This is a genomic window from Kribbella sp. NPDC049174 (assembly GCF_043197365.1).
In the GTDB taxonomy this organism is placed as follows: Bacteria; Actinomycetota; Actinomycetes; order Propionibacteriales; family Kribbellaceae; genus Kribbella.
The window spans coordinates 1,085,743-1,096,780 of record NZ_JBICSZ010000002.1 but is presented as its reverse complement, the minus strand read 5'-3'; the positions used below and the strand labels follow the sequence as shown (position 1 = coordinate 1,096,780).

The window sequence follows — 11,038 nt, the reverse complement described above, 5'->3', positions numbered from 1 at the left end:
GACCGTCCCACTGGCCGGGCCCGCCGGATCACGCGGTTGCCGGTCGGGACAGACTGGGACCCGACACCACACTGACCAGCGGGAGATTCGATGAGTTCTGCTCCAGCCCAGATCGCCGTCACCGGCCTCGCGGTGATGGGCCGCAACCTGGCCCGGAACCTGGCGCGCAACGGGTTCCGTGTCGCCGTCCACAACCGGTCGCAGTCCCGGACGGACGCCCTGATCAAGGAGTTCGGCCACGAGGGCGAGTTCGTCCCCGCCGCCGACCTGCCCGCGCTGGTCGAGTCGCTGGAGCAGCCGCGGAAGATCATCATCATGGTCAAGGCCGGCGAGCCCACCGACGCGGTCATCGACGAACTGGTGCCGCTGCTGGACGAGGGCGACATCGTCGTCGACGCCGGCAACGCGCACTTCGCCGACACCCGGCGCCGCGAGACCGCGCTGCGCGAGAAGGGCCTGCACTTCGTCGGCAGCGGCGTGTCCGGCGGCGAGGAGGGCGCGCTGAACGGCCCGAGCATCATGCCGGGCGGCTCGCCGGAGTCGTACGCCGCACTCGAGCCGATGCTGACCAAGATCTCCGCACACGTGAACGGCGAGCCCTGCTGCGTGCACGTCGGCCCGGACGGCGCCGGCCACTTCGTGAAGATGCTGCACAACGGCATCGAGTACGCCGACATGCAGCTGATCGCCGAGGCGTACGACCTGCTCCGGCACGTGCTCGGACTGTCCCCGGCCGAGCTGGCCGACGTGTTCCGGGACTGGAACAGCGGCGACCTCGAGTCGTTCCTGATCGAGATCACCGCGGAGGTCCTCAGCCAGGTCGACCCGACCACCGGTGGGCCGTTCGTGGACGTCGTACTGGACCAGGCCGAACAGAAGGGCACCGGCCGGTGGACCGTGCAGTCCGCACTCGACCTCGGTATCCCGGTGAGCGGCATGGCCGAGGCCGTGTTCGCCCGGTCCCTGTCGGGTGACGTCGTACGGCGGTCTGCTGCGGCCGGCGTGCTGCCGGGGCCGGCCGAAGCGAAGGCGGATGTGGATCGGGACGCGTTCATCGACGACGTGCGGCATGCGCTGTACGCGTCGAAGCTGGTCGCGTACGCGCAGGGGTTCGATGCGATCCGGGCGGCGAGCGACCAGTACGGCTGGAACATCGACCTCGGTGCGATGGCGACGATCTGGCGCGGCGGGTGCATCATTCGGGCCCGTTTCCTGGACCGCATCAAGGAGGCGTACGACCGGAACGCGGATCTGCCGTCGCTGCTCGTCGACGACTACTTCAAGGAAGCCATCTCGGGTGGTCAGGAGGCTTGGCGGCGAGTGGTCGCGACTGCGGCCTCGGTCGGCGTGCCGGCACCTGGGTTCTCGGCATCGCTCTCGTACTACGACGGACTGCGCGCGGAGCGGCTGCCGGCCGCCCTCATCCAGGGTCTGCGGGACCTCTTCGGCGCTCACACGTACCGCCGTACGGACCGCGAAGGCACGTTCCACCTCGAATGGTCCGGCGACCGGTCCGAGTCGCAAGCCTGAGGTAGCACTGAGCCGGGCCTGGCAGGTGCCGGGCCCGGCTCTTGTGTTGCTGGTGGGCCACCACTTGTTGCTGGTGGGGCTGGATTGGCTTGAGTGTCGAACATATGTTCTAATAGACGCTCAGCGCCAGCCCGCTCACGGCGGGCGATGTTCAGAAGGAGATCGCCGCAACGATGACCGTAGACACTCTGGCAGTAGAAGCGCCGTCCGACGCCCTCGACACTCCCGAAGCACCCGCCCCGACCTCGGCACCCGACGCCGGCCCGGTCGCGGACGCTGCTGTCGAGGCCGAGAAGCCGAAGAAGGCCCCGGCCAAGAAGGCGGCCGGCAAGAAGACCAAGACCCTCGAGCTGACGCTGACCGTCACCGGCACCGCCGACGGCGAGTGGCACGCCGAGCTCAAGCAGGGCAGCACCTACCTGGCCCGCGGCCTCGCCGTCGCGGCCGCCGCGGTGTCCCGCGCCGCCAAGGAGCTCCACGAAGACCTCTCCACCCCGATCGACGAGGTCATCGAAGCCGCCCGCGAGCAGCAGGCCGCAAAGGTCGCCGCCCTCGAAGCGGAACTCGAAGCAGCCCGCAAGGCCCTGGCGGACCTCGCCGACTAGCCTCCGCCGGCCTGCTTCATAGCTGCTGTCGTTTGGTGCTTTCCACCCGTTCGCTGCGACGGATCTCGTGCGCTCCTCCCGCACGAGGGTGGAGAGCACCAAACGACAGCTCCCCGCACCCGACAACGATGACAGCGGCAGCGGCACCTCCCAGACCTGAAGAAATGTGACGAACCCGCCGCGCCGGATGTCTGGGCGAGGGGGTGAAGGAAGCCTTACCGTGATTGCCTGGGCCGTTCCTGCTGGGCCCTGGCCACTCCGGATGAAGGGGTCAGATGAGCGCTTTCCAGGACATGGGATCGCTGCTGCTGGTGCGTGGCGCCGACGAGCTCGAGCACGCGGGCGGCAGCCTGTACGTCCACCTCCACCGCGTCGCCAAGCGCCTGACCACTCTCGGCGCCTCCGACACCCTGGTCCTGGCCGGCCTCGCGCACGCGGCGTACGGAACCGATGGGTTCCCCACCCACCTGTTCGACTGGCAGCAGGAACGCCCGGTCCTGGAGGCCGTGATCGGTCCCGAGGCCGAGCTGATCGTCTACCGCTACGGCTCCTGCGAACGCGAGACCACCTGGCGCGACCTCGCCGAGCACCACACCGTCACCGACCGCTTCACCGGCACGTCCGAGGAACTCTCCGGCGCCGACCTCCGCGACTTCGTCGACCTCACCATCGTGAACGAGCTCGACGTCCTCGAGCACGCCCCCGCCCTGGCGCCCAAGCTCCGGCCGTTCCTCCAGGACCAGATCCCCCGCTGGCAGTCCCTCGCCTCCCCCGCGGTCCTGGCCGACGCGAACCGCCTCCTCCAGCTCTGACGTCGTACCGGCAGCTAGCTGCCACCCCGCGTTCCTGGAAAATGAGTTCGCGCCGACGGATGATCGAACCATGGCCAGGTATGAAGTGGTTGCGCGCGCAAGGACCGATGGTCGACTGTCCGACACCGACTTCCTGGCGCTTGCGTTCAGGTCTCATGCCCTCGACAAGGGGATGCGTTTCCAGCGGGTCGAGCCTCTGCCCGACGGGGCGATCGCCGTCGTCCTGCAGCACAAGCTCTCCCCACGCAAGCACGACTTCGCCTGCACCATGGCGAACCGGAGTCTCGCGCAGCTAGGCATTCCGGCGAGCCAGATCCAGCAGATCGACCTGCATCGCCTCTCCCGCAAGGGCAGGACGTTGGTGCGTTCCTGGCACACCCCACCGCCAGGCGACCCCTCCGGCGACCGCGAACCCCGCCGCCCGGCTCCCAACCCACCCCACCTCAACGCAGCCCTCGACCTTCCCAAGGACTGAACGCAGTTCGCGCGTGAGGCGCCGCTCGGTCCTGGGCCGAGCGGCGGCGCCTGAGGCTCGTCGGGCGGAGCTGTTACGGGGTGAAGACCTCGAAGGGGGCGGCGAATTTGGTGCCCAGGCGGGTGCCCGTGGTGCGGCTGATGCCTTCCAGGAACTCGGCCGGGTCGAAGTCGGGCCAGTTGAGGCCTTCGATGTAGGCCTTGTGAGCGCGGAGGGACTCGACGCCGATGTCGAACGTGTCGGTGGTGTCGGCGGCGTGGCGGGAGTTGGGTGAGCCGGAGGCCCAGACCTGGCGTACGCCGTTCCAGCGCTCGCCGGTGTCGGGGAAGATCCAGCGGTTGGCCGCGTCGCGGACCGCGTCGAGGGTGGCGCGGCCGGTGTTCATGTGGTCGGCCTGGTTGAGCAGTACGTCGCCGTCCCAGGTGTCGCGGAGGTTGTTGGTGATCACGATCTCGGGCTGGTGACGCCGGATCACCGCGGTGATCACCCGGCGGAGCGCGACGCCGTACTCGATCGTGCCGTCCGGCTGCCCGAGGAACTCGACGGCCGACACCCCCACGATCCGCGAGGACTCGATCTGCTCGGCCTCGCGCAGCGGTCCGCACTCGTCCGGGGCGACGCCGTCGATCCCCGCCTCACCCGAGGTGAGCAGGCAGTAGACGACCTCCTTGCCCTGCCGGGTCCATCGCGCGACCGCCGCCGCCGACCCGAACTCCAGATCGTCCGGATGCGCGACAATCGCCAGCGCCTTGTGCCAGTCCTCCGCCACCGGTTCCAGCTTCTCCACATTCATCCCCGCAGGCTAGCCGCTCGCCACCCTTCCGTGAACGGCATTACCCGAAGACTTGGCGGGTGTAGGGGTTGCTGAATGTCCCGTTCGGGTCGAGGCGGTCTCGGATCGCGAGGAAGTCGTTGTAGCGGGGGTAGCGGGTGCGGAGGTCCGGGGTGGTCAGGGTGTGGAGTTTGCCCCAGTGCGGGCGGGCGTTGTAGCCGGCGACGATGCGTTCGAAGGCGCGGAAGTAGGCGTCGTGGGCCAGGCGGTGGTACTGGTGGATGGCGATGTAGGCGGTGTCGCGGCCGTAGGCGGTGGACAGCCAGATGTCGTCCGCGGCGGCGACCCGGACCTCGATCGGGAACGGGATGTGTGAGCCCGAGGCATCGATCCAGTCGCGGAGGCGGCGGATGACCTCGACCACGTGCTCGCGGGGTACGGCGTACTCGGACTCGCGGAACACCACGTTGCGTTCGGAGCAGAAGACCTTGTACGACGCGTCGACGTACTCGCGGGCCGACAACGCGCGCGACGCGACCCGGTTGATCCGGGGAACCAGACCGGGCCGCCGGGCCGCGAGCCGGTTGGTCAGCTCGAACACCTTGTTGGACAGCAGTTCGTCGTCGACCCAGCCGCGGATCCGGCCGACCGGGGACGGGCCGACGCCGGCCGCGACCCGGTTGTTCCGCTTGGTCAGCGCGATGTCGGTGTGCGGGAACCAGTAGAACTCGAAGTGGTCGTTGCCGTCGGCAAGATCGTCGAAGCCGGACAGGACCTCGGACAGCGGCAGCGGCATCTCCTGCGCACGCAGCAGGAACGCCGGCACGCACTGCAGGGTGAGCGAGGTGATCACACCGAGCGCGCCGACCGAGACGCGGGCCGCGTCGAAGACGTCCGCGTTCTCCTCCGCGGAGCAGTGCAGCATCGAGCCGTCAGCGGTGACCAGATCGAGCGCGACGACCTGGGTCGCGAGACCGCCGAGGCGCGCGCCGGTGCCGTGGGTGCCGGTGGAGATCGCACCGGAGATGGTCTGTTTGTCGATGTCGCCGAGGTTCCCCATCGCCAGGTCGAAGGCGGCCAGGCCGGCATTGAGCTTGTGCAGGCTGGTCCCGGCGCCGACCGTGACGCGGCCGGACTCCTTGTCGGCGTTGGTGATCGAGGACAGGCCGTCCAGCCGGATCATCACCTGTTCGGGCACCGAGCAGCCGGTGAACGAGTGGCCCGAGCCGACCGCTTTGAGCTTCTTGCCCTGCTCGGCGGCCGACTTCACCGCGGCCGCGAGCTCGTCGGCCGAGGTCGGGCGGAGCAGCTCCACGCCGGTCGCCGACTCGGTGCCCGACCAGTTCCGCCAGGTGCTCATCCGAAGTTCTTCCCCTCACCCCGGTACGTCGCGAGCTCGGTCAGCCCGGCACCGTCGATCGCGTACACGACATCGAACCGCTCCAGCATCTCGCCCGCCTTCGCATAGCGCATCCAGACCCGGTCTCCAAGATGCAGCCCGTCGACGGAACTCCCAAGGACCGGAGTCTGCACTTCTCCGGCACCTTCGGTGCCCAGCAGCTTCAGTCCGGCCGGCCACGTCGGCAACGGCAGCCGCGACTTCTTCGCCGGCCCGGAGGCCACATAGCCGCCGCCGAAGAGGGTGGCGATGCGCGGAGCAGGACGCCGTACGACGTCGAGCGCGTAGGCGACCGCGGGCGCCGGCTGGAAGACGTCGTACTTGTCGAAGAGGGTCGGGCCGTAGAGACCGGAGCCGGCGGTGACCTCGGTGACGACGGGGTCGGCGCTGCTGATCTCGAGGCTGCCGGTGCCGCCGCTGTTGACGAGTCGCATCGGCGCGAACTGCTTGAGCGCGTCGACGACGGCGCCGCGCCGGTCGGCGAGCTCGGCGGCCGAGCGGCGCTTGACCCAGCGGACGGCCGGCGAGGTGTCGGGGAGTCCGGCGATCTGGGCCTCGTAGAACATCACGCCGACCAACTCGAAGGCGTCGTCGGCGACCACCTTGCGGGCGAGTCCGGCGACGTCGTCCGGAGTCCGGAGCGGCGAACGACGTACGCCGAGATGCTGCCCGAACACGTGCAACGAGGCGTCCACATCGAGGCACACCCGGATCCGGGCGCCGCCGGCGGTGACGGACTTGATGAAGGCCAAGTGCTCGGGTGAGTCGATCATCAGCGTGATCCGGGCGGCGGCCTCGGGGTCCTCGGCCAGAGAGCGCAGGGCGGTCCGGTGGGTGGTCGGATAGCCGAGCAGGATGTCGTCGACGCCGTTGCGGGCCAGCCAGAGCGCCTCGGGCAGGGCGTAGCTCATCACGCCGTGGAACCCGGGCCGCTCGAGTGCTGCGGCGATGAGCGCGCGGCAGCGGACCGACTTGGACGCGATCCGGATCGGCGTCCCCGCGGCCCGGCGGACCAGGTCGTCCGCGTTTCGCCGGAAGGCGGCCAGGTCGACCACCGCGAACGGCGCGTCGAGGTCCGCGGTCAGGCGGGCATACCGGTCGAAGTCACCCATAACGGGAGTGTAGGACAAGAAATACTGAAAGGTAATACAACTTCTCTACGGGGAGTCGATCACAGCATCCAGAGCCTGTACGACGCCGTGCGCCCAGTCGGACTGGCTGTCAGCCTGGGCGGAAGCCGCAGCGAGCAGTGCGACCGTAGACCCCCGCACCACCGACACATCGACGTACTGCTCGGCCTCGTCACCCGCATAGCGTCGTACTGCGGCTGCTGCGGCGTCCTCCGTCCACAACTGCTTCACACTGAGGTCACCGCCCTCGCCGCACGCTGCCATCCGCGCCTGGTAGCCGGTGCGGTACGCCGACGCCTTGGCAGCGTCTGTGAAACGCAGGAGCAGCGCAGTGCCGGGCTTGGCGTCCGCAGTGCGGTAGGCGCCTTGCAGCGCGTACTGCGGGACCGGCAAGGAGCCGGACGGGAGTTGGCCGGCGCAACCGAGCGGCAACGCCTCATAAGCGGCCTGATGCGGCTCACGCCGCCGGGTCCACGTCTGGTTGCCCAGGAACCCCTCCTCGGCACCACCCGGGTCCACGTACGCCTTCCAGCCCGCACCCAGCTTGTCGGGCGCAGGCAGGTTGCGCGCACTGAGCGGCCCAGCGGTCGCCGGAGGCGGCGCAGTGGCCTCCTCCGGCAGCTCAGGCGGCACCGCAGCGTCCGTCGGCTTGGCGGTGCTCAGGGTGTTGGTAGGCACCGGCACGGTCCCACCGACCGTCTCGGGGATGGTCGGCCCCGGAGTCGTGGCCGCCTGCGGACTCTTGTCGGAGCTGCACCCCACCAGCAGCACCGACAACAGCGCAGCAGCAGCTACGGCTTTCATCGCGGTTGGAAGTGCTGGTAGTCGGGTTTGCTCCAGCCGGCGCCCCAGAAGTAGCCCTGGGCAATCAGAGCCTTCGTGGCGGTGCTGCTCGAGAAGAGCATGCCGGGTCGGGACACGGAGCGGTTGCGGTAAGCCAGGCCGTTGGACGGGTACCAGACGCCGTTCGCAGCCAGGTACGGGTTCTCGACGGTGTTGATGTCGATGGCCCAGCCGTACGAGTGCGGCGACAGCGCATACGGGTTGCCGGTGACCCGACGGCAGTTGAAGACGGAGGTGTTGTCGGCCGCCATCGACTTGATGTCGCTACCGCCGAACCGGTCCACCCGCCGCATCTGCCGGATCGGGAACTTGGCCGCGAACGTCGACGTCCAGACCGTGATCATCTTCTGCACGGCGGCATCCCGCACGATCAACTCACCCCGGTGGACCTTGCCGTCGAAACCCCAGTAGTTCAGCTGGAGCAACCGCAGTGACGACGGCTTGACCGGGCAACCGGCCCGGTACGTGTACGGGACCATCGCGGCCGTAACGGCGTACACCTTGGGGTTCAGGGCGGCCTTGACCACGATGGTGGCGAGGCCGGAGTACTCCATCAGGGGCTGGGTCACCCAGCGGGTCACCACGCGCACGGTCCGGGTCGCCGGGACGTCGTCCGGGACCCGCAGCCGGAAGTTGCCTGCAGCATCCATTGTGCCGATCGCGAGCAGCCGCCACTTGCCGCTGCCGAGGTAGTCCTGCAGCGCGAGTTCCTTACCCGGCTCGGCCGGCGTCATCCGGCCGGTGACGGAGGCGCCGGTCAGCGTCGCGTACCACGGCGCCGGGGTGTTGAGCACGATCTTGCGGTCCTGGATGTTCGACAACTGGTAGTCCGAGATCGCCAGCGCGGTCTCCGCCTTGACACCGATCATGGTCCGGAAGGCCCACGTGCCCGGCGTGGCCGACACGTAGGTGAACTTGTAGACACCGCCGGTCGTGGTCCGAGTCGAGGCGCGCAGCACCCAGGCGCCCGGGACCCGCTGCCAGAGCGTGATGTACGAGCCCGTGATCGGCTGGCTGATCTTGCCGGTGAACACCGTCGGCCGGTCCTCCCACGACGCGGCCGGCTTGTCCAGCGTGATCGACCAGTCCGCGGCGGCCGTCCTCGTCGGAGTTGGCGTCGGCGTCGGCGTTGGGGTCGGCGTCGGTGTGGGGGTTGGAGTCGGCGTCGGAGTCGGCTCCTCGGCCGCCGTTGTCGGCGGTGTCTCGGTCAGCTCCTTCGACGTCGAAGGAGCTGAGGTCGAAGGAGTGGACGGCGTCGGATCCGCCGCGGCGCCGGGCACGTGCAACCCGGCCGCCAGCAGCATCGCCGTCATCCCCACCCCGAAGGCTCGCCACATCATCCGCACGTCCCTTTCCCCTCACCGGGACCAGCCAGGTCCCCCCACCGCTACTTACCCATTAAAGAAGCAGTCGAAGAGAAAGACGTCACACAACAACCGGAAGTTCTGTTATTCCTGCAATCTTTTCACCGCGGCGTCGATGCGCTCGTCGGTGCCGGTGAGGGCCACGCGGATGTGCCGCTCCCCCGCCGTGCCGTAGAAAGCTCCCGGTGCGACCAGGATGCCGCGGTCCGCGAGCGCGCCCACCGAGCCGTAGGAGTCGAAGTCGGGGTGCTCGGCCCACAGGTACAGGCTGCCGTTGGACAGGGTGATGACCCAGCCGGCGTCCGTCAGGGCGTCACGCAGTACCGACCGGCGCCGCAGGTAGCGCTCACGCTGCTCCTCGACGTGCGCATCATCGGAGAACCCGGCCGCCATCGCGGCCTGGATCGGCGACGGCACCATCAGACCGGCGTGCTTGCGGACCGCGAGCAGCTCGGCGACGACCGTCTCGTCACCGGCCACGAAGCCGCCGCGGTACCCAGCGAGGTTGGACCGCTTGGACAGCGAGTGCACCGCCAGCAGGTTGTCGAAGCTGCCACCCGACACGTCCGGGTGCAGCACCGACACCGGCCGCGCGTCCCAGCCGAACTCGGTGTAGCACTCGTCGCTGACCAGCAGTACGTCGTTCGCCCGGGCCCACTCGACGGCGCGGCGCAGGTCCTCCGGCGGGGTGATCTCACCGGACGGGTTCCGCGGCGAGTTGAGGTACGCGACCCGGACTGGACCGTCGTACGTCGTCGGATCGGCGATCGGCACACTCGTTGCCCGGGCCAATGCCGCGCCGGCCTCGTACGTCGGGTACGCGAGGTCCGGGATGAGCAGGGTGTCGCCGGCGCCGATCCCGAGCAGCGTCGGCAGCAGCATGATCAGCTCCTTGGTGCCGATCACGGGCAGTACGCCGGTCTGCGGGTCCACCCCGGATACGTCGAGACGCCGCGCCAGCCAGTCCACGGCCGCCTGCCGCACGGCCGACGTACCGATGGTGGTCGGGTACGCCGGCGCCTCGGCCGCGTCCGCGAGCGCCTTCTTGATCAGGTCCGGCACCGGGTCGACCGGGCTACCGATGGACAGGTCCACGATCCCGTCAGGATGCGCGGCCGCCTTCTGCTTGTACGGCGCGAGCTTGTCCCACGGAAAATCCGGCAACCGGCTGGAGGTCTCGAAGATCACCCCCGCATTCTCTCCTGCCGGCCGGATCGCCGGGCGGCGGGCGCCCGCTCCGCGAGAAACACGACGGCCTTCTTCACCAGGTCGGGGTCGCGGAGCACCCGGCGGTGACCCAGGCCCTCGCTGGTTTCGAGGCGGGCACCCGGCCAGCGATCGGCGACCTCGACACTGCCCTGGTACGACGTCTCGGTGTCGGAGCGATCGTGGACCAGCAGCAGCGGAGGCAGCGGGCGACGAGCGGCGGCAGCGGGAATCACCGCGTCCATCCGGAACGAGTCCATCGGACCGAAGCGGGCCGCGAACCGGCGCAGGAACCCGGCCCGGATCCGCGGCCCGAAGCCGAGGAACGCCTCCATCTGGTCGAGCGTCTCGGTGAAGTCGGTCGCCGTCGCGATGAAGACGACCCGCTCCACGTCGAGCCCGTCGCGCATCGCGAGGGCCGTCGCCGGCGCACCGAGCGAGTGCGCGACCACGCCGTACGCCGGTCCCTGTGCGGCGACCACCGCCTTCAGTGCGTCGGCGAGCTCGAGGAGGGTGGACGTGCCCTTGCCCTCGCGCCCCGGAGCAGAGTCGCCGTGGCTTGGCGCGTCGTACGCGATCACCCGGAAGCCCGCGTCGACGAGCGGCTGGATGTGCGCCGCGAGCTGGAGGCCCCAGCCACCCCAACCGTGGACGAGGTAGATCGCCGGCCCGTCGCCGTACGACTGACCGCGGATGGCCGCGACCTCGAACGGGGTCGGTGTCGGGAGCTCGCCGCGCGGACGGCGCACCTTCGCCGGAACGACGGGGACGCGGAACCAGAGCCGGCTGAGCATCCGGGTGCCGACCGCGGGGGCGATGCGTTCGAGCAGGCCGAATGCGAGGATCAAGGACCGAACGTTCGTGCTTTTCTTGGCCGCCATGAGGTCTTCTCCAGATCGTTC

At 69.4% G+C, this 11,038-nt stretch carries 11 protein-coding genes; 4 read left to right on the top strand and 7 right to left on the bottom strand.

Annotated elements, in window-relative coordinates:
• Positions 1-90: 90 nt before the first annotated feature.
• From gndA to ACGFIF_RS15835, 4 genes are all read left to right on the top strand, one after another.
• Positions 91-1,530: an NADP-dependent phosphogluconate dehydrogenase gene (gene gndA, locus ACGFIF_RS15850; protein WP_393155042.1), complete on the top strand. Its 1,440-nt coding sequence runs from the start codon at positions 91-93 to the stop codon at positions 1,528-1,530.
• A 173-nt stretch (positions 1,531-1,703) separates the two neighbouring features.
• Positions 1,704-2,135, top strand: a complete 432-nt coding sequence (locus tag ACGFIF_RS15845) for a DUF6319 family protein (protein ID WP_393155041.1) — start codon at positions 1,704-1,706, stop codon at positions 2,133-2,135.
• 275 nt (positions 2,136-2,410) lie between these two features.
• A complete protein-coding gene (locus ACGFIF_RS15840; protein ID WP_393155040.1) occupies positions 2,411-2,947 on the top strand; it encodes a DUF6817 domain-containing protein in 537 nt (178 codons plus the stop codon).
• Positions 2,948-3,017: 70 nt separating this feature from the next.
• The gene (locus ACGFIF_RS15835; protein WP_393155039.1) at positions 3,018-3,422 is read left to right on the top strand and encodes a hypothetical protein; all 405 of its coding nucleotides are present in this window, start codon (positions 3,018-3,020) and stop codon (positions 3,420-3,422) included.
• Positions 3,423-3,495: 73 nt separating this feature from the next.
• Here the strand turns inward: ACGFIF_RS15835 and ACGFIF_RS15830 are convergent, their stop codons facing one another.
• From ACGFIF_RS15830 to ACGFIF_RS15800, 7 genes are all read right to left on the bottom strand, one after another.
• Positions 3,496-4,215: a PIG-L deacetylase family protein gene (locus tag ACGFIF_RS15830; RefSeq protein WP_393155037.1), complete on the bottom strand. Its 720-nt coding sequence runs from the start codon at positions 4,213-4,215 to the stop codon at positions 3,496-3,498.
• Positions 4,216-4,255: 40 nt separating this feature from the next.
• The gene (locus tag ACGFIF_RS15825) at positions 4,256-5,554 is read right to left on the bottom strand and encodes a D-arabinono-1,4-lactone oxidase (protein ID WP_393155035.1); all 1,299 of its coding nucleotides are present in this window, start codon (positions 5,552-5,554) and stop codon (positions 4,256-4,258) included.
• On the bottom strand, positions 5,551-6,705 hold the full coding sequence (locus ACGFIF_RS15820) for an amino acid deaminase/aldolase (RefSeq protein WP_393155033.1): 1,155 nt from the start codon (positions 6,703-6,705) through the stop codon (positions 5,551-5,553). Before ACGFIF_RS15820 ends, ACGFIF_RS15825 begins: the two co-directional genes overlap by 4 nt.
• A gap of 45 nt (positions 6,706-6,750) precedes the next feature.
• Entirely contained in the window at positions 6,751-7,527 is a 777-nt protein-coding gene (locus tag ACGFIF_RS15815; protein WP_393155031.1) for a hypothetical protein, read from the bottom strand.
• Positions 7,524-8,906 (bottom strand): M15 family metallopeptidase, encoded by a 1,383-nt coding sequence (locus ACGFIF_RS15810; protein ID WP_393155030.1) that lies wholly within the window; start codon positions 8,904-8,906, stop codon positions 7,524-7,526. Before ACGFIF_RS15810 ends, ACGFIF_RS15815 begins: the two co-directional genes overlap by 4 nt.
• A 108-nt stretch (positions 8,907-9,014) precedes the next feature.
• Positions 9,015-10,115 (bottom strand): succinyldiaminopimelate transaminase, encoded by a 1,101-nt coding sequence (gene dapC, locus ACGFIF_RS15805; protein ID WP_393155479.1) that lies wholly within the window; start codon positions 10,113-10,115, stop codon positions 9,015-9,017.
• Entirely contained in the window at positions 10,115-11,017 is a 903-nt protein-coding gene (locus ACGFIF_RS15800; RefSeq protein ID WP_393155029.1) for an alpha/beta fold hydrolase, read from the bottom strand. Before ACGFIF_RS15800 ends, dapC begins: the two co-directional genes overlap by 1 nt.
• Between the last annotated feature and the right edge of the window lie 21 nt (positions 11,018-11,038).